The organism is Sporosarcina sp. P1 (assembly GCF_002743155.1).
In the GTDB taxonomy this organism is placed as follows: Bacteria; Bacillota; Bacilli; order Bacillales_A; family Planococcaceae; genus Sporosarcina; species Sporosarcina ureae_B.
Genome location: NZ_PDYS01000010.1, coordinates 1 through 18,745, shown reverse-complemented (window position 1 = coordinate 18,745; position 18,745 = coordinate 1). Strand labels below are relative to the sequence as shown.

The window sequence follows — 18,745 nt, the reverse complement described above, 5'->3', positions numbered from 1 at the left end:
TATAGTTTCACCTATGTAAATGTTTGCAGACTAAGATACTTCATTACTATTCAATAGATGAATATCTAGCTTGATCATCCGAGCAATAAAGTATATCCGAAATGCAGATGTAAATCGCAATGATTCTAAAACAAGCTTAATTTTATTTATCAAAGTACTTCTTTCAATACAAAAAGACGACAATCATTCACATTCGAATGAATTGTCGTCTTTTCTTTTTTGAGAAATCAAAGCGTATAGTGACATTGATTTTTCACATGCTAATCTGGATGGATAGAACCGATTACTTCGTATAACCGTTCATTTGTGATTGAGCCTGACGCACTAATCGCTTTGTAATTTCTCCGCCGACGGATCCGTTGGCACGCGATGTGGAGTCTGGTCCAAGGTTTACACCGAATTCGTTCGCGATCTCTTCCTTCATCTGGTTGATCGCCTGTTGTACACCTGGAACTAAAAGCTGGTTTGAATTGCTGTTGTTATTGCTGTTTGGCATGTTGTCCACCTCCTTCTGACAATAGAATGAGCAGTTTTCGAAATATCATACATCGAGAGTCAAAAAAAATTAATGAGTTTTTCATGTGATTATTGCGTGTAATTACCTCATTAAGGGTATGTACAACATAACGGCAAAATAATGAGTGAGGTGAGTTAATTGGAAAATTTCAATGAAGACTCCATAAAACGGCAAGCAGAGTTACATCCGGAAGAATTAAAAAAAGCGGTGGACTACTCCAGGTTTTCATTCGAATCAACAGAACAAGTAGCCAAGCTTACAAATATTGTGGGACAACAACGTGCACGGTCCGTGATGAACTTCGGCCTACATGTGGATAAACCCGGATACAATCTATACGTCGCTGGAATAGAAGGCGTCGGTAAAACTTCTTTTGTCACGACCGTCGTTAATGACTTTTCGGAAAAAGAAGCTACCCTGTTTGACTGGTGTTATGTAAATAACTTTGAAGATGAGTACAAACCTAAAGTGCTAAAACTTCCTGTTGGATTGGGTAAGCAACTTCAAAAGTCGATGGAAGACCTGTTGCAAGATTTAAAAGCAGATATCCCTACTGCCTTTAATGAAGAAAACCGGCTAAAGAACCGTTCCTCGATCATTCGAAAATATAAAGACCAAGTGGACGAAGTGTATAAACGGACCAATGAAATAGCTACCGAAAACGGCTTTGTACTTAAGCAGTCCGATTCTACGATTGCTACCATTCCTATTGGTGAAGATGGGAATCCTTTAAGTGAAGAAGCTTATCATGTATTGAACGAAGAACAACGAGCGGCTATCGAAAGTAACTCTGCCAAATTACAAGAAATTATATTGGAAGCGACGAAAACCATACTCCGTTTCGAACAGGACTTGAAGAAATCATTGGCCGGCTTTGACCATCAAACAGCCATTACGACAATTGATTTTCATATTGAGGAATTAAGAAAGAACTACAAAGACTGTCCTGAAGTAATGCACTATATTAAAACGGTGCGAAAAGATCTCGTGAATAATTTTCAGGCATTTTTATCCACTGCTTCTAAAAAGGACGAAAAGCAGCTTGGCAGTCTGTTCAAAGACGAAAATCAAGCACTAAAAAAATATACGATAAATGTGCTAGTTGATAATAGCGAAACGAAAGGCATGCCCGTCATATCTGCAGATAATCCTACTTTTTATAACTTGATGGGCAAAGTAGAATACGAAAATCGAATGGGCGTCATGAGTACTGATTTCACGAAAATAAAACCTGGCTACCTACATGATGCAAATGGCGGGTATCTTCTCATTCAAGCAAAAGATATTTTTTCGAAAAGCCAAGCATGGGAAGGGTTAAAAAGAGCCTTATTAATCCATAAATTACAAATTGAGAATATAGGCGAACATGCCAGTATTATCGCTACCGCATCAGTCAATCCAGATCCGATTCATCTCAATGTAAAAGTCATTATTATTGGGAATATGGACATATATCAAGCCCTCTATCACCATGATGAAGATTTTCGTAAATTATTCAAAATTCGCGTAGACTTTGATGTAGAAATGAAATACAACCAAGATAATATTGCGGGGTTAGTTAGTTTCATTCATACACATTGCAAAAAACATGGGCTTCGGCATTTTGATCCGACAGCTGTTGCCAAAGTCATTGAATACAGCTCACGTATCGCCGGTGATCAAAATAAATTATCCACTCGTTTTAATTTACAAGTAGAATTACTATACGAAGCGGATGCATGGGCAAGTATTATGGGAGACGACCTCGTTTCAGCGAAGCATATCGAAAAAGCTATTCAGGAAAAGAAATATCGCTCAAATTTATATGAAGAAAAAATCCAAGCGAGTATTGAAGAAGGAAGTATTCTGATTGATACAACAGGAGAGAAAATTGGACAAGTAAATGGCTTGGCGGTCTATGATTTAGGTCAATATCATTTCGGCAAACCATCCCGCATTACCGCTACAACGTTTATGGGGAAGAAAGGTTTTGTCAATATTGAAAGAGAAAGTCAAATGAGCGGGAACACGCATAATAAAGGTGTGTATATATTAGGAGGATATTTAGGGCAAAAGTTCGCGCAGAAGTATCCAATGGTACTGACCGCACATATCGCTTTTGAACAATCCTATGGCGGTGTTGACGGTGACAGCGCTTCAAGCACAGAATTGTATGCCATTCTTTCTAGCCTGTCAGAAATTCCTATCAATCAAGGATTAGCCGTCACTGGCTCTGTCAATCAAAACGGAGAAATTCAGCCGATTGGCGGCGTGAATGAGAAAATTGAAGGGTTTTATAATGTATGTAAAAGTAGAGGATTAACAGGAAAACAAGGTGTACTCATCCCCCATCAAAATGTGAAAAACTTGATGCTAAATGATGAAGTCATTGAATCTGTTCGCAATGGACAGTTCCATATTTATAAAGTGCGAACGATTGAAGAAGGAATAGAAATTTTAACTGGTACACCAGCAGGACATCCCGATGATCAAGGAAATTATGACAAAGAAACCGTCTACGGAAAAGCAGCCACGAAATTACGGATGTTTATGGAGTTTGCTAGAGAACAAGAGAATTGAAAAAGGACCTGCGTTCGAAATGCTTGCGGGGATACATTTCACGTAGTTTCAAGCGCAGGTACTTTATCTATATTTCCATGTTATTTAAGCATCCATACTCAACCATTACAATACTTCAATGTATTTCCAATTAGCTTACATTCTCAAGTCAATTTTGTTACATTCGCTTCAAAGTTGTCGAAAAGCTGTACAATGGATATACGTTAGTTTTCTTGAGGAGCTTGATTATGAATAAGAAACGTTTATCTTGGGTAGATGTCACCAAAGGTTTTTTAATGATTCTTGTGGTCATTGGACATTATCCTGGACAGTTGGATTTTCCACTTGTTAAGTATATCTACTGGTTTCATATGCCGGCCTTCTTCATTTTAAGCGGATTATTTTTTAAGCCCGTAGTGGAAAAAGGCTTACTAAAACTCTCGATTCAAAAACGGTTTATGCAGTTAATTGTCCCCTATTTGTTTTTCTTAGTAAGCATTACACTGATTCGTTATGGGATAGAGATTGGTTCGGGGAATTCCGACTTATCATGGTATTTACATGATATGTGGACACTTGTTGTCGGCGGACGTTTTGCACGTGGGGCTTATGGTGTATTTTGGTTTGTTACTACCCTATTCTTTACGTATTTGTTTTTCTTATGGATGACTAAAAACTTTAGCCGTACGAAACAACTGATTATTTTAGCTATTTTTTATAGTATCGCCCACTTTGAAAGCCTGTTCGCGATGCGTGTCATTGGTGGTGCTCCATCTACTGCGGCGCAAACGATCCCGATGATTTGGAACATCGATGTTGCACTTATGGCAGTCGTCTATTTCTCAATCGGATATTATTTGAAAAGTTTTTGGATGAACATTCCGAAAAAATGGTTACTCGCAGGATTGCTCGTTAGTATAACGGCTATAACTCTTGATCATTATCATGTCATTGACTATCACTTGAGTATGAAATTTTTACGCTATGACCATTTCTTCTTAGACTTGATCATCCCGCTTTCTTTCACACTCGTGTTAGTTGGTGTGTTCCAACTCATAGCAGCTAAATTATCGTTGAATTGGCTACAAAAAATTGAAAAGCATTCCTTAACCATTATGTATTTACATATCTTCACGGATATTTTATTAAATGATTACTTTACGTATGGTATTGTGGGGTTCACCGCATTCGGTATATTCATTCCCATCTTCATTTCGATTATCATACACAAATTTCTGCCGCACGGAAAGCTATTCCTTGGTGGATTTTCACAGAAAAAGACCACGCAAATCGCGCAATAAAAAAGTACCTGTACACGAAACTTTCATGAATCGGTTCACATTCATGTCGGTTTTGTAGTACAGGTATTTTTTCGCATTCCACTTCGAGTTATTCGGACTTTTGTATTTTCAAACCTTCAATGTTATGCATGATTTTTTTGTAGTGGTCGGATCGGATTGAAAAACTGCTAAATTCTTCATGTGTCGTGCAGGAAAACCAAGCAAAGTTATTCTTCATAAAGGTTAGATCTTCAGGTAAATCAGGTGCCACCCAGTCGTACAACGTATGCGCGTGGCGTTTTAATAACTTGCATGTTTTGTCGTTTGATTCTACAACAAAAACAGTTGCAGCTGGACCTTTTGTTATGGTATTGGCCCACTCTTTTGTTTTATAAGTTTCCAACGTGTACGGTTTGAATTGCTCCAATATATCCTGATTATAGGTCAGTTCTTTCCGTGTGATGAAATAAAATGTATCCGAATGATCGCAGAGTGCGTTGATCAGTTTTCTATAGATTTCTTCTGAAGGGTTTTCCGTTATATCCCAGTACTCCATCTCCCTACCTCTTTTCCTGTAGAATACTCCATACGTCTATTACCTTAATAAGATGTTCATGTTTATGAACTTACTTTACATACGAATGAATGTTTTAAAGGTTTCATACCATCACTTACTAGTTCGATTGGTGATTTTTTGTGTTGAGATAAAAGTTCAATTATTATCCTAGCTCTAAATAGTAAGTACATCTATATCAAACACGCAGTATCTTCCTTAACTCAATCGAAAAAGCACCTGTATAAGAATGTTCATGAATGACTACGCACACATGACCTTTTCTCAGACAGGTACTCATTATTCATCCCTTTATAAAGCTGCTCTTTTCAGTGCTTCTAAATGTTCCGTATCAAAGTGATAGGTTTCATTGCAAAAGTGGCAATTCGCTTCGGCGTGTCCGTCGGTTTGAATCATGTCTTGGATTTCTTCACTGCCTAAGCTGATAATCGCATTAGAGATCCGGTCCATAGAGCATTGACACTGAAATTGAACGGGCATACTTTCTAACACAGTGACATGATCCGAACCTAATATGTGCTCAAGTATTTGTTCTGGAGTAGTTCCTTTCGCGATCATCGAAGAAAGTGGTGCAATTACTTTCACTCGTTCTTCAATGATCTTCATCACGTCTTCATCTGCGCCCGGCATAAGTTGAATAATAAAACCACCCGCAGCTTTTACGGTATAATCAGAATTTACTAATACGCCTACTCTGACAGCAGATGCCGTTTGTTCAGATTTAGATAGATACGATGTATAGTCTTCTCCAATTTCCCCGGAAATGAGAGGGATTTGTCCTACGAACGGATGCATCAGCCCGACGTCTTTTGAGACGGTTAGCAACCCATTCGTCCCGACTGCCTTTCCCACTTCGTTCATTTCAAAGTCGGTTTGAGGATTCGAGACGTAGCCGCGCACTTCACCTTTCGCATTGGAATCCACGATAATGGTACCGAGTGGGCCGCCACCATTGATTTTAACCGATAATTTCTCGTCTCCTTTTAACATAGCGCCAAGAATTACACCAGCCGTTATGGAACGTCCGAGGGCATCTGCAGCTGTTGGCCAAGCCGCATGTCGTCGCTGTGCTTCCGCTACTGTTGTAGTTGAATTCACGGCGTAAGCACGTACTTGATTTTGATAAGCGACTGCTTTTACTAAATAATCATTCACTCTATTCACCCTTCCTATAACCCCAAACGTTTAGTTAAGCTTTGTTTCTCGTAATTTTTCGGGTGTTACATCATTGCCAAGTGGATCGATGACTGTTAAACCTGAAAATGTACCGATGACTTGTCCGCGGATTTCGCGCAAGTAATCTTGACGCAATACAGTCTGCTCGACTACTTCCGCGTTTGTTAAGCCTTCCTCACGCTGTTTTTTTGCTAATTCATTGATACGACCTAGTTGATTAATCATTTGATAATGCTCCTTTTCATTTTCTATACGCATAAATGTGTAGTATGTGCCTTAAAGTGCGGAACGACAAACTCTTGCAACTCCTGTATCACGTCTGTTATTGGACGATCTTCATTTCGAATCGCCAGAACGACATGGTTTACTCCGATATCTTGCAATGCATACAGATAATCGATTAAAAACTGATGACCGGATGTAAAACCAACTTTTATTGGAATGGGTCTAGGCGACGTATTCGGTTTCTTCGATATATTAATCGTTAATGGCTGTATGAATGGTTTAAACTCGGTTGTCGCTTGACGCCAACGCTTGATTAGTTCTTGCTGACGATTTGCTTCTTGGGCGTAAAATATCCAACCGTCTGTATTCTCAGCCAACCACTCTAGCGATTGTCCAGAATATCCTGTACCTAAAATAGGAATGTTCGACAATATTGGTTTCGGAATCACATCGCCTGCTTCCAATCCTACACGTTCAGACTGAATCGTAGGGAATGATTCTTTCCAAACGGTTTTCATTACATTTATAGATTCTCTAAACAATTCATCACGTCGATCTCGATTCACTTTAAACGCAGGGAATTCGATCGGGCGATCACCCGTTGCAACGCCTAGTAAGAAGCGCTGTTTGGATAGATCATCCAATGAAGCAGCTGACTTAGCCAAGTGAAGCGGATGCCGCAACGTTGTGACGACACTTGCGGTTCCTAGCGCTATTTTACTTGTATGCGCACTTACGTATGCGAGAAGTTGAAAAGGATCGTGCTTCACGCCAGTATCTCCGAAGTCTGGATCGTAAAGCGGTGAATCTCTCACGTATAATGCCGCAAATCCTGCTTCTTCTGCTTGTTTGGCGAGCTGTATCTGCTCAGCTATATCCATCGGCATCCGATAATCGGTTGCTCGATCCATAGGAAATGTAAGGCCTAGTGTGAGCTTATTTTCCGAAAATGTTCGAGCGAACCCTTGATGCGTTTGAAATGTATTCATCGTAACTCCACCTATCTCGCAATCCTACTAACTTGTCACACCATTTTTTCTTTTAGCCATTCTTGCAGTGCTTGTACTTTCGGATTGTATTCTGTATTTATTTTTTCATAAAGTGACGCCACCGTTTCGCGTTTTAAAATCGATTTCCATGAATTTTCAGCCTCTGCCATCAAAGCCGTTAATGCGCAGTCACGATCTTCTTCTAAATCCAGCAAGTCATGAAAAACACCAGTTGAAGAATAGAGTGATTGTTTCCCTTCAATCGCTAGATATATATCATAGACACGAATCTCTTCAGGCTTTCTTCTTAACTTGAATCCACCTTTCACTCCAGGGACAGAAGTAATCAAGTCCGCGCTGACTAATTTCCGTAAGATCTTTTGGGTATAAGTTGGCGATGCGTTAAGTTGTTGACTAATGGCTTCTCCTGGTAATACGGCTCGTTGCGGCAACATGTTTAAGATAAGAATGGCATACAAAGATTGTTCCACTCCGGTTTTCATATGCATGATATCATCACCTTTTCTTACTCTTTTTATTCGATACATCTATTCTTCGTAATCGTGGATAATCATTGTCCTCGTTATATTAACATGTCGTTTTAAAATAGTATAGTTTTCTACTCCGACCATTACAATGAGTGCTCACGTATATATCAAATGAAAAAAGCTAGCCTGAAGATGGTAAAGTTCCGTCTTCAGGCTAGCTATATACTTGGACTTTTCTACGACCGGAGCCGTTTAACTTGCGATATCGTCAATCCATCACCGATTGGCAACAATACTGACGTCAAACGAGGATGCCGTGCTGTGTATTCATTGAACTCCCGCATATTGTCCGTAAAGTGTTTACCTTGTATGGACGCGTCGGCTACTGTACCACCCGCCAACACGTTATCGGCTACGATCACCGCATTCGGTTCAGCAAGCTCTAAACAGCGATCTAAATAGTTTCGATAATTTTCTTTGTCCGCATCAATGAAAAAGAAATCAAACGTTTTTCCTTCTGCTTTCAACGCTTCTAAGCTGTCTAAAGCAGGTCCGGTTTTATACGTTACTTGTTCGCCAAAGCCTGCCTTCGTTAAATTAGAGTTGGCTAACTTTGCGAATGATTCCTCTAGTTCCATTGAAGTCAAATGCCCTTCCTTCGTCAATCCTCTCGCAAGACATATACCGCTATATCCGCCAAGCGCACCAATTTCAAGAACATTTTTTGCGTCAGTCAACGAAACGAGCATCGTCAGCGCTTTGCCCGAAGCTGGAGAAACCGAGATCGGGCGCATACCATTTTCTTGGATAGATAACAGCACATCCTCGAGAACTTGATCAGTTGATACGAACGTTTGGTTAATATATTGGTTAATCATTTCCATTATGTAAATCCTCCTCCACATAGTAAGTTGAATGCCATATTATTCATTTACCACACTTTCCGCCAACACTTTGACTTTCACTACATCAACGGTATGCTTATCAAGCATTCCGTATGCCATTTATTATGAGCGGGAACGTGAGAAACTGTCAATAGATAACAAATACAGTACATCCGTGTAGTACTCTACTCTCTCATTCGATTCCCTAATACAGAGTCGAATAGTTGCCTCGCATAGCAATGAGAAAAGTGAAATACTCCATCTGTTTTCGCACTCTCGTCCACCACTCGTCCATCCTTCATCACATATATTCGATCACATGCATACATGACAGCCTGCAGATCATGCGCAATGAATAAAATCGACATATCCATTTCTCGGTTGAGCTCTAGAAGCAGGTCAATGATTTCCCTTTGAGTCAATCGATCCAAATTGGATACGATTTCATCGCAAATGAGCAAATCGGGTTCGACTAACAATGAACGAAGCAAGTTGACACGTTGCTGCTCACCGCCACTCAATTGTGAAGGATATCTATGTAAATGCGTTTCCGATAATTTGACTCTTCCAAGCATTCGTCGAATATATGCTTCACGATCTCCTTTCATCAGGCGAAGAGGCTCTAGCAATATTTCGCGCACAGTCCAGGAAGGATTCAGCGCTGCCGATGCATTTTGAAAAATTAATTGGTTTGCTTGATAAAATGATTTCCGGCTTTTCCGTGTAACCAATTTACCATTGAATGCAATGGAACCACTGTCGGCTAATTCAAGTTGCATCACGACACGCGCGAGCGTACTCTTTCCACAACCGCTCTCTCCTACTAAACCTACAACTTCCCCTTTACTCACAGTTAAATCTATTCCATTCAACGCTTTTTTCGTCTGGCGTCCATTGTAATAACTCTTAGAAACATTCGATACTTCTAACATCTGGCGTCCACTCCTAAAATCTACTCTCCAACAACCGCTTCGTGTAGGCATGACGGGGATTCGAGAAAACGGTTTCCACCTTCCCCGTTTCCACAATGCTTCCTTGCTGCATAACGGCCATTTCATGAGCGGCTTCAGCGACGATGTCCAGGTCATGAGTAATGAGAAGAATCGTCGTACCCCGTTCTTCATTGAGACGAATGAGCCATTCAATGAATTCTTTTTGCAACACCATATCCAGTGCAGATGTAGGCTCGTCTGCAATGAGTAAAGCAGGTTCCACGTAAAATGCGCACGCAATCATACATCTTTGCAACATTCCGCCTGATAATTGAAAAGGATAGTGCTCGACAACTTCCCAGGATAGGCCCAACTTGTCTAAAATTGAAAGCATTTTTTCATCAAATACTTGTAACGTATCGCCAACACGTTTCCCCGAGAATGCATACAGTTGATGCCTCATTTTCACGGACGGATTAAAACTGTTCGATGCGTCTTGGAATATCGTGAAAATATCTTGCTTCTTCACGCTTTCCATCTCCTGATCAGATATATCCAATAGGTTTCGACCTTCGTACATGACGGATCCGCTTACTTTGGCATCTGTTGGTAGCATACCAAGCACAGCGGATACCGTCATACTCTTTCCGCTACCACTTTCTCCAATCAGCGACGTGATTTTTCCACGCGCTATAGTGAACTCAACGTGATGCGTAATGTGCTTACCTTTCATTGTAATAGAGAGGTCTCTTACTTCAATCATGAACACGCCTCCGCTCCGGATTTTTCCACGCCTCTCCGATAAAATTAATCGCGAGAATAGTCAAGAAAATCATAATGCCTGGAAATAATGCAATCCACCAAGCGCCAATTAAAATATCGTTTTGCGCGTAGTACAACATATTCCCCCATGATGGAATCGATTGCGGTATACCGATGCCGAGAAAACTAAGTGATACTTCCATAAAAATCGCGCTCGCAAAATTAAATAACGTCACGACAAAAATGGCAGGTAGGCTGTTGCGTAGCAAATGACCCCATAGAATTTTCCAAACAGGTGTCCCTAGCATGCTAGCCATTTTAACAAACTCTTCTTCTTTGAGCCGAATGAATTCCGAACGGACTATTCTTGCGGTAACAATCCATCCTGTCAACCCAATGAGAAGCGCCATGCCCCACATACCGCCTTGCAAAAATGCTTGAAATGCCAAAATGATAATTAGAGCTGGAATGGTAATCAGAGCTTCCAATAATCGCATCATAACGGTATCGATCACACCGCCAAAATATCCACTAATACCGCCATAGACAATTCCAATCACTAGCGACAAAATAACAGAACCACTTGCGACGGCTAACGTCACTTTCCCACCTTCTAATAACCGCGAAAAAACGTCCCGACCTAAATGATCTGTTCCTAACCAATGATCACTACTCGGGGCACTATATATTTCATCCATGTTCATGTCATTCGGACTGTATGGGGCCAGTATAGTTGAAAATACCGTCAATAAGATAATCAATCCAAGAAGGCTGCACCAAAATAAAAGTGCTTTCCGTAACTTCATTTACCGGATACCTCCTTTACGCAACTTCGGATCCATAGCGTACATAATGAGATCGACAATAAATAATGTCATCACGACTAGGATGCCCGTCACCATAATGCTGCCCATTAACAATGGGTAATCCTTCGTTGCGACTGCTTTGACCGTCAATTGCCCTAATCCAGGCCAAGCAAACAATGATTCCACAATAATAGAACCACCAAAGAACGACGGAATGGTCATAGCGATGTAATTCAAATAAGGAATGGAGGCGTTACGCACGATTCCATTTCGAATGAACCTTTCCATTACACCATTTGCGCGTGCCACCTTCACATAGTATTGACCGTTTTCTATCTTGATACTTTCCTGTAGAAAACGTGCATAAATCCCTACATGCGTTACAATCAGCACACCCGCAGGCATGATGAGATGACGAATTTTATCGATAACACCGCCATCACCATCTACATCGCCCGAACCAGAAGAAGGAAGAACCCCTAGACTCACAGCAAAGAAGTAGATGAACAGGATACCAAGCCAAAAGGCAGGTATGGAAGACGTTGCGATACTAAATGTGGAAAGTCCTTTATCCCACATAGAACCTGCCTTCATACCCGCCACGGTGCCAAGCCAAAGAGAACCCATGACAATAAAAAACATCGTTACGCTAAATAATAGTAACGTATTCGGTAGCCGTTCCACGATGATTTCGGAAACGGGTCTACCTTCTTTGGAAGAAACCCCAAAATTCCCTTTAACTGTTTCACCTAGCCAGGCAACGTACTGCTCGGCTACCGGACGGTCTAATGCATACGCACGGGTAATGCGTTCTTTTTCGGCTGCGGTTAAGGTCTGCGCATTGCCTCCATAAAAAGCCGCAGCAGGATCTCCAGGCGCTGCTTGCATAATGAAAAAAGAGAGGAAGCTAACGATGAAGAGGACTACAATCCCCATCACCATTCGCTTCCCTACCCATTTACTGATCATTCCACTTCCACTCCTCGACGTTCCAGAGGAAACCAGATCCATGATGACCTAGCGTTCGTTCTTTCACACCACTCACATTTTTGTTTATACCATACACTGCATTTTCGTAGGCTATAAAGTCGAATGCCGGATCCTTCGCTAATTCTTCTTGGAACTGCATATAAATGGCTTTCCGTTCATCCGGATCCGTCGTAGTACGTCCTTTTGTAAGTAGTTCATCCACTTTTTCATTCGAATAATTACCATAGTTGTAACCGGAGCTATTTATGCTCGATTCATTCGTATGGAACAATATATGCGTATGATGATCCGCGTCATAGGGACTGCCCCAACCCACCATGAACGCATCTGCGTCTTCAATCGTAATCGCGCTCCAGTCAAGTGCAGCTACTTTTACATCCGCACCGATGTCCTTAAACCCTTCGGCAACGTAATTTGCCATATTCGTACGAACAGTATCGCTTGCCGGTGTAGTAATCGTAAAGGATAGTTTTTCTCCGTCTTTATAACGAATACCGTCCTCTTTTTCTATCCAACCTGCTTCATCTAACAGCGCATTCGCTTTTTCCACGTCATATGTGTACTTTTCTATTTGATCATTATGGAATTCATGGTTTTGCAATGGTGAATAAGCAACAGAACCATGTCCTTTTAAAATACCTTTTACGATTTGTTCTCGATCGGTTGCATAACTAAACGCACGACGCACATTAACATCTTTCCAAAAGTCCAAATTCATATTGAACAAAATGCCACGGTAATCGGACGATTCCATATCGTAAATAGTCAAGTTCTCTTCTTTTTGCAAGTTTTCAACTTGTACAGGATCCAAAAGTGCAACATCCACTTCACCCGACTTCAACTGAAGTGCACGGACATTACTATCCGGAATAAACTTGAATATCACTTTTTCAATCGAAGGCTTCGTTCCAAAAAAGTCGCTATAGGCCTGTAGTGTCAACGCATTGCCACGGTCCCAATTATCAAACTTATATGGTCCCGCACCAATCGGATGGCTGTTAAAGTCCGCCGTTCTCATATCGACTCCTTCAAAAGCATGTTTCGGAAGGATGGGTACAGTTAACTTGTCTAGTAAAGGGGTAAATGGTTGTTTTAATGTAACTTCTACAGTATATTTATCCAGCGTTTTGGTAGATTCCACTTCTTCAAAATCAGATTTCAAAAATGAAGCGTTTTGATCATCCATAATACTTTCTATCGTGAACACTACATCTTCCGCTGTAAGTTCTTTCCCATCATGGAATGTAATACCTTCGTTTAACGTAAACGTATACGTAAGTTTATCCTCTGATACATCGAACGAGTCTGCGATGTCCGTACCTACTTTATTATTTTCATCAAATCGCATGACTCCACGAAACAATAATGCATCTAAGTTCGTTTCTTCGAGGATCGGGTTTAGCCCTTCGAACTCTTCTTCAGAAGCATAAATGAGGCGATTCTCTTGAGTTGGAGTTGCTTCTTTAATAACATCCTCTTTTTTACTACAACCTGCCACAATCAACACAAGTACCATAAAAAGTACAAGCATTTTCTTATTTAATGTAAACATTAGTCTCTCCTTTTTTCTCACTAGATTTACCACATTTTATCATTATTTCATGTTCGTATGCATTTGTCCTGTCTAACGGTTTATATTTTTCACTATGGAGCCATTATAAATTCGGTAGAACTTTTCTAGCCCCTAGTATTAACCAAGTGCTCAGTACAAACGGCATCGTCAATGCGGGAAGTCCAAACGGTAATAACCAAATACTGACACTAGCCATGAGAGGAACTGTAATACATGCCGCCAGCACACCTGTAATCGGTGCATAGCGATTTTCCTTCGTGTTATACACGACCGATACGGCTAGAATGGTCAAAATAGCGTTGTAGCCATATAACCCTAGCATGATCAACGTATGTTCTCCGACTAAAGCAAGAGCTGTTGCGCAAGCGACCACGTTTCCGATGACCGCGTATATGCCCATTTTCCTGCTAGCCCAAAAAACTGCTATGAATAATAAAAGACCGGGTATGGTTTCAGTAAGAAAAAAGATTTGACCGATTCCATTGAAAATTGCTTGGAACAGATCAATTTCGCCTTCTACATGCAGTTCCCAATTCGCTACACTTTGAGGAACCAGTGACTCATTTAACTTGATACTATCGAGTTTATAAGATGAAAGCAGTATAAACCATGTGGATAAGATAAATGGTAACGTCAGGATCGGGATGCCGAAGTTGCCTAAGAAATACATTAACGTCGCTGTGAATATCGCGGTGATCGCCGCTCCTACCAATGCCACAATCCAGGCGTTCGGTCCCGTTAAAAATGTTTGTAGTACTAATCCGGAAAGCACAGAATTATAGCTCATCAAACCTTTACTGATCCATGTTTGATCTGCACCGCCTACTTTCGCAACCAATGTGCCAATCATGGCGGATAAACCTGCAATAACCCCTAATGAAAACGAAGATACCGTAATAGCTAATAAAATCAGAAGACCCGTTACCGTGTTTTCAATATAAATGATTTGGGATATCCCTTTAAGAGATTCTTTAAGAAAAGCAGTTAAACTTCCTTTTTTCATCACTTGCATCGTTTGATTTTCTCTATTTTCGTCTCCCAAATTGGCTCACCTATTTCATTTACTTTAGTGACATACTTATTCAGACGATCTGGCATTGTTCTGAAATGTGTTAGTTGTCCTATTATCAAATTTTCTGCTAATACACTAGTTCTTATACATAAAATGTACATAGTGCTACAATTGCGCCCTTTAACGAGACGATGGTTGCAACCCGTTGATCTGCGCTGCAGCCGGACGCGTTTGGAGGGCGTGCGGTGAACCTTCAAGATCGGAAAAAGTTTATTACCTAACAAACCGCCGATTAAGGCTGACAATCCAGCGATTACACCAAATACAATACTGCTTCTTTCAGGAATTAAATATTCTACTAACGAACGCACAATTACAACCATAACCACTATAAGTAGGCTTACTTTTCTTTCATAGAATTCGCCCTAATTTCTCCCAATCAAGTAAATTACACTCCATCGTTCTCCACGTTAAACGCGCCTATTACTGAATGGGTTGTAGATTGCATCCGATAACAGTAAAACAATCGTACTCATCTATTTACTGTATAATGTAATTCAACAAATTGATTGAAAGTTCTAGTACCTCTTAGGGAAAGATCGAGTTCATAATCGTCTGGTTTAAATAAAGGAATTCCCTCTCCGATAATTGTGGGTGCAACGGTTACGATCAGTTCATCGACTAACTTCTCTTTTAAAAATGTATGTAGGATATCTCCACCACCAACTATCCAGATATCTTTACCTTCTTCTTTTTTCAAATTATTAGTAAAGCTAACAATATCCCCGTTTATAAATGTAACATCTTTTGTATCCGTTACAGATGACCTGGAAAAAACGTAACTATTTTTATTTGAATATGGGAATTGTCCTTTTTCTTGTTCCATAATCCAATCATATGTCCTTTTACCCATTAAAACTGTATCTATCTTTTCGAAAAACTCCGAATAGCCATTGTCTCCTTCCCCCTCAACATTAAATAACCAATCAAGTGAGTCATCTTTTGTTGCGATATAACCATCTAAACTTTGAGCAATAAATAATACTAACTTCCTTTGTTTTTTCATCATAATCCTCCTATTCACTTTCAAAATAAGAATGTACGTTCTTGCGAATATTAGCAGATTTACGTCACTAATTCAATTCATCAATACAATCCGATAGCAGAACAGTCTTAAGAAACCGTTGATTTCCGTTTCAAGGGCGGTGAACTCGCAGGAGTCACCATCTTCCACTCCAATCAACAAAGTGTCTACTTTGCGCTTATTCATTGATATACGATAGTTTTTAGAAGACTTCTTTAAATTTGGAGATCGAGATCATTTAACTTCTCATTTGACATTTAGTTGATTTTTTCCGCCAGCTCTAAAATAATTCCCTCTGGACCACGAATGTAGCATAGCTTATAACTCTCTTCATATTGCTGTATTTCACTAAAGATTTCCTTACCGCTCTTTTTTAATTTCGCAATAATATTTTCAATATCTTCAACGGCAAAACAAATGTGTCGGATACCTAGCGTATTTGCAGAAGGTTTCTGTATACCTTTATCATCTGACGGCGAATAAAACTTTACTAGTTCAATCCACGTCTGACCGTCCGGCATCCCCAATGCTACACACGCCGTTTTCACATGAGTAAGACCCACTATTCTGTCTAACTGCTCCCCATCCAATTCCCATTCCGCATGTACTTCAAGCCCTAAATCGAGAAAAAATGTTTTTGCCTTCGCTAGATCATGTACATTTATACTGACATGATCTATTCTGTTGATTTTCATGTCTGAAACCTCCCATGTCGCACTATTCATTTATCATCCTGAACTGTTTTAAGAACTGTTCATTTATCACAACTACATGTGTTAGGCGATTTATTCATTTACGCAAACAGCCAATCCCTTCAGTATGTTTCACCAAATTGTTTTTAACACACTATATTTTTTAAAAAACGTCACGCCACTGGGTGCTACACCGTTCAAAACCAGGGCAGGGACAAATAACCCCTATAGCAGAATATATCGTATGGCAGTACGTTTGACTGTGTGTGAAGTTCCTTCAATTATTTATTTCACCTTTAATGACACCCGTCTAAGATGATTTTTCTTCAGTCTTCTCTTATACTACTAATACATCAACGGAAAGGAATTACTACATGATTACACAATTTTTCTCCTACTACAAGCCACATAAGCGCTTGTTTTTGATCGACTTTTTCAGCGCCATTTTCGTAGCCCTTCTTGAACTGGCCTTCCCCCTTGCCGTTCAGTGGTTTATCGATGGACTCTTGCCGTCAGGAGATTGGAATCGAATTATCACCGTCAGCTTTTTACTATTGCTCGTCTATTTAGTGAGTACGTTTCTTCATTATATTGTTAGCTATTTAGGGCATAAACTCGGAATTAACATTGAAACCGATATGCGCCGTGAATTGTTCGAACATGTACAGAAACAATCTTTCCGTTTTTTTGATAATACAAAAACGGGCCATATTATGACACGCATCACGACGGACTTATTCGATATTGGTGAATTAGCTCACCATGGGCCTGAAGATGCGTTCATTGCGGTCATGACCATTCTAGGTGCGTTTGGGATCATGTATACGATCAACCCTGAGCTTGCTTTAATCGCCATCGTAATGGTTCCGTTGCTTGCAGTTGTCGTCGCCTTCTCTAATAAGAAGATGAATGCAGCGTGGCATAAAATGTATCAAAATATCGGAGATGTCAATGGACGGGTTGAGGATTCTGTGTCCGGCTCACGCGTTGTGAAATCATTTACAAATGAAGATTTTGAATTACGTCGTTTCCAACAAGACAATGATCAGTTCCGCTTAGCTAAACTAAAAGCGTATAAAGTCATGGCGTGGGCTACGTCTTCGATGTATATGCTCACGCGCCTTGTCACACTGGTTATTTTAATTGTCGGTGCTTGGTTCACAGTGAATGATAAATTAACATACGGTGAATTAGTCAGCTTTATTTTATTCAGCAATATTTTGATTAAGCCTATCGATAAAATAAGTGCCTTGCTGGAGTTATATCCAAAAGGGATGGCAGGTTTTAGTCGTTTCCGTGCATTAATTAACCAAGATCCAGAAATTAAAGATGTGAAAAATGCACTAGTCGTTGATCAGCTACATGGAGATATTACATTTCGCGATGTGACATTTGGTTACGACGTCGAGCGACCTGTGTTACGCAATATCGACTTAACGATTCACGCTGGACAAACCATTGCGTTCGTTGGTCCTTCGGGTGCTGGAAAGACGACTATTTGTTCACTCATCCCTCGTTTTTACGAAGTCAATGAAGGGTCTATTTCAATTGATGGAATAGATATTCGAGAAATGACGCAGAAATCATTGCGCAGTCAAATCGGGATCGTGCAACAAGATGTCTTCTTATTTACAGGAACGATTCGTGATAATATTGCGTACGGTAAATTACATGCGACAGACGAGGAAGTATTTGAAGCGGCAGAAAAAGCCCATCTTACTGACTTGATCAGTAGTATGCCAAATGGCTATGACACGCAAATTGGTGAACGTGGATTAAAACTATCAGGTGGTCAAAAACAACGCCTGGCAATCGCTCGGATGTTCTTAAAAAATCCACCGATTCTCATTCTAGATGAAGCGACTTCCGCACTTGATACCGAAACGGAACGCATTATTCAACAATCACTGGAAGAATTAGCCGTTAATCGTACTACACTCATCATCGCGCATCGTCTCACAACGATTCGTAATGCCGATCAAGTCATCGTGATGACCGAAGATGGTATTGAAGAGCAAGGAACGTATGAAAATTTATTGCGCCAAAATGGTACATTTGCTCAATTGCATCAAGCTAACCAAGTATAATTACACATAAAAAACTATATGATTGCTTCGCAATCTCTGCCATGACGGAAAGGTAGCTCGTCCAGTATAATGAAGATAGGTAATACAAATCCGTACGTTTAATGGGTTTTGCCGAACCTGTATAAAAAACTGGATG

At 40.3% G+C, this 18,745-nt stretch carries 18 protein-coding genes; 3 read left to right on the top strand and 15 right to left on the bottom strand.

Annotated features, from left to right (window positions below):
• Positions 1–283: 283 nt before the first annotated feature.
• Positions 284–496, bottom strand: a complete 213-nt coding sequence (locus tag CSV73_RS10800; RefSeq protein ID WP_085130804.1) for an alpha/beta-type small acid-soluble spore protein — start codon at positions 494–496, stop codon at positions 284–286.
• A 159-nt stretch (positions 497–655) separates the two neighbouring features.
• On the opposite strand from CSV73_RS10800, the gene CSV73_RS10795 reads away from it, so the two are divergent.
• Both CSV73_RS10795 and CSV73_RS10790 read left to right on the top strand, forming a co-directional pair.
• Positions 656–3,076: a Lon protease family protein gene (locus CSV73_RS10795; protein WP_085130806.1), complete on the top strand. Its 2,421-nt coding sequence runs from the start codon at positions 656–658 to the stop codon at positions 3,074–3,076.
• A gap of 227 nt (positions 3,077–3,303) precedes the next feature.
• Positions 3,304–4,356, top strand: a complete 1,053-nt coding sequence (locus CSV73_RS10790; RefSeq protein WP_099627567.1) for an acyltransferase family protein — start codon at positions 3,304–3,306, stop codon at positions 4,354–4,356.
• 88 nt (positions 4,357–4,444) lie between these two features.
• Here the strand turns inward: CSV73_RS10790 and CSV73_RS10785 are convergent, their stop codons facing one another.
• From CSV73_RS10785 to CSV73_RS10715, 14 genes are all read right to left on the bottom strand, one after another.
• The gene (locus CSV73_RS10785; RefSeq protein WP_099627566.1) at positions 4,445–4,891 is read right to left on the bottom strand and encodes a hypothetical protein; all 447 of its coding nucleotides are present in this window, start codon (positions 4,889–4,891) and stop codon (positions 4,445–4,447) included.
• Between the two features lie 309 nt (positions 4,892–5,200).
• Complete coding sequence (gene hslO, locus CSV73_RS10780) at positions 5,201–6,064, bottom strand: Hsp33 family molecular chaperone HslO (protein WP_099627565.1); 864 nt, start codon at positions 6,062–6,064, stop codon at positions 5,201–5,203.
• A 30-nt stretch (positions 6,065–6,094) separates the two neighbouring features.
• Positions 6,095–6,310 carry a DUF896 domain-containing protein gene (locus CSV73_RS10775; RefSeq protein ID WP_085130816.1) on the bottom strand — a complete coding sequence of 72 codons (216 nt, stop codon included), beginning with the start codon at positions 6,308–6,310 and terminating at the stop codon, positions 6,095–6,097.
• A 23-nt stretch (positions 6,311–6,333) separates the two neighbouring features.
• Positions 6,334–7,299 carry an LLM class oxidoreductase gene (locus CSV73_RS10770; protein WP_099627564.1) on the bottom strand — a complete coding sequence of 322 codons (966 nt, stop codon included), beginning with the start codon at positions 7,297–7,299 and terminating at the stop codon, positions 6,334–6,336.
• Positions 7,300–7,334: 35 nt separating this feature from the next.
• A complete protein-coding gene (locus CSV73_RS10765) occupies positions 7,335–7,808 on the bottom strand; it encodes an RrF2 family transcriptional regulator (RefSeq protein WP_099627563.1) in 474 nt (157 codons plus the stop codon).
• A gap of 215 nt (positions 7,809–8,023) precedes the next feature.
• On the bottom strand, positions 8,024–8,671 hold the full coding sequence (locus CSV73_RS10760) for an O-methyltransferase (protein WP_099627562.1): 648 nt from the start codon (positions 8,669–8,671) through the stop codon (positions 8,024–8,026).
• A 185-nt stretch (positions 8,672–8,856) separates the two neighbouring features.
• Positions 8,857–9,603, bottom strand: a complete 747-nt coding sequence (locus CSV73_RS10755) for an ABC transporter ATP-binding protein (protein WP_099627561.1) — start codon at positions 9,601–9,603, stop codon at positions 8,857–8,859.
• 13 nt (positions 9,604–9,616) lie between these two features.
• A complete protein-coding gene (locus CSV73_RS10750) occupies positions 9,617–10,366 on the bottom strand; it encodes an ATP-binding cassette domain-containing protein (RefSeq protein WP_099627560.1) in 750 nt (249 codons plus the stop codon).
• A complete protein-coding gene (locus CSV73_RS10745) occupies positions 10,359–11,171 on the bottom strand; it encodes an ABC transporter permease (protein WP_099627559.1) in 813 nt (270 codons plus the stop codon). The genes CSV73_RS10750 and CSV73_RS10745 overlap by 8 nt, the downstream gene beginning before the upstream one ends.
• The gene (locus CSV73_RS10740) at positions 11,172–12,140 is read right to left on the bottom strand and encodes an ABC transporter permease (protein WP_099627558.1); all 969 of its coding nucleotides are present in this window, start codon (positions 12,138–12,140) and stop codon (positions 11,172–11,174) included.
• Positions 12,130–13,713, bottom strand: a complete 1,584-nt coding sequence (locus tag CSV73_RS10735) for an ABC transporter substrate-binding protein (RefSeq protein ID WP_233202885.1) — start codon at positions 13,711–13,713, stop codon at positions 12,130–12,132. Before CSV73_RS10735 ends, CSV73_RS10740 begins: the two co-directional genes overlap by 11 nt.
• 103 nt (positions 13,714–13,816) lie before the next feature.
• Positions 13,817–14,776 carry an urea transporter gene (locus CSV73_RS10730; RefSeq protein WP_233202884.1) on the bottom strand — a complete coding sequence of 320 codons (960 nt, stop codon included), beginning with the start codon at positions 14,774–14,776 and terminating at the stop codon, positions 13,817–13,819.
• 502 nt (positions 14,777–15,278) lie between these two features.
• Positions 15,279–15,812 carry a dihydrofolate reductase family protein gene (locus CSV73_RS10720; protein ID WP_099627556.1) on the bottom strand — a complete coding sequence of 178 codons (534 nt, stop codon included), beginning with the start codon at positions 15,810–15,812 and terminating at the stop codon, positions 15,279–15,281.
• Positions 15,813–16,087: 275 nt separating this feature from the next.
• Positions 16,088–16,525: a VOC family protein gene (locus CSV73_RS10715; RefSeq protein ID WP_099627555.1), complete on the bottom strand. Its 438-nt coding sequence runs from the start codon at positions 16,523–16,525 to the stop codon at positions 16,088–16,090.
• A 371-nt stretch (positions 16,526–16,896) separates the two neighbouring features.
• Here CSV73_RS10715 and CSV73_RS10710 point away from each other — a divergent pair, with 371 nt between their 5' ends.
• A complete protein-coding gene (locus CSV73_RS10710) occupies positions 16,897–18,609 on the top strand; it encodes an ABC transporter ATP-binding protein (RefSeq protein WP_099627554.1) in 1,713 nt (570 codons plus the stop codon).
• Positions 18,610–18,745 lie beyond the last annotated feature (136 nt).

Bases quoted from the DNA above. Each gene is read 5' to 3' on its own strand.
- CSV73_RS10800 (WP_085130804.1), bottom strand. From the start codon at position 496: ATGCCAAACAGCAATAACAACAGCAATTCAAACCAGCTTTTAGTTCCA.
- CSV73_RS10790 (WP_099627567.1), top strand. From the start codon at position 3,304: ATGAATAAGAAACGTTTATCTTGGGTAGATGTCACCAAAGGTTTTTTA.
- CSV73_RS10785 (WP_099627566.1), bottom strand. From the start codon at position 4,891: ATGGAGTACTGGGATATAACGGAAAACCCTTCAGAAGAAATCTATAGA.
- CSV73_RS10775 (WP_085130816.1), bottom strand. From the start codon at position 6,310: ATGATTAATCAACTAGGTCGTATCAATGAATTAGCAAAAAAACAGCGT.
- CSV73_RS10770 (WP_099627564.1), bottom strand. From the start codon at position 7,299: ATGAATACATTTCAAACGCATCAAGGGTTCGCTCGAACATTTTCGGAA.
- CSV73_RS10765 (WP_099627563.1), bottom strand. From the start codon at position 7,808: ATGCATATGAAAACCGGAGTGGAACAATCTTTGTATGCCATTCTTATC.
- CSV73_RS10760 (WP_099627562.1), bottom strand. From the start codon at position 8,671: ATGGAAATGATTAACCAATATATTAACCAAACGTTCGTATCAACTGAT.
- CSV73_RS10755 (WP_099627561.1), bottom strand. From the start codon at position 9,603: ATGTTAGAAGTATCGAATGTTTCTAAGAGTTATTACAATGGACGCCAG.
- CSV73_RS10750 (WP_099627560.1), bottom strand. From the start codon at position 10,366: ATGATTGAAGTAAGAGACCTCTCTATTACAATGAAAGGTAAGCACATT.
- CSV73_RS10745 (WP_099627559.1), bottom strand. From the start codon at position 11,171: ATGAAGTTACGGAAAGCACTTTTATTTTGGTGCAGCCTTCTTGGATTG.
- CSV73_RS10740 (WP_099627558.1), bottom strand. From the start codon at position 12,140: ATGATCAGTAAATGGGTAGGGAAGCGAATGGTGATGGGGATTGTAGTC.
- CSV73_RS10735 (WP_233202885.1), bottom strand. From the start codon at position 13,713: ATGTTTACATTAAATAAGAAAATGCTTGTACTTTTTATGGTACTTGTG.
- CSV73_RS10720 (WP_099627556.1), bottom strand. From the start codon at position 15,812: ATGAAAAAACAAAGGAAGTTAGTATTATTTATTGCTCAAAGTTTAGAT.
- CSV73_RS10715 (WP_099627555.1), bottom strand. From the start codon at position 16,525: ATGAAAATCAACAGAATAGATCATGTCAGTATAAATGTACATGATCTA.
- CSV73_RS10710 (WP_099627554.1), top strand. From the start codon at position 16,897: ATGATTACACAATTTTTCTCCTACTACAAGCCACATAAGCGCTTGTTT.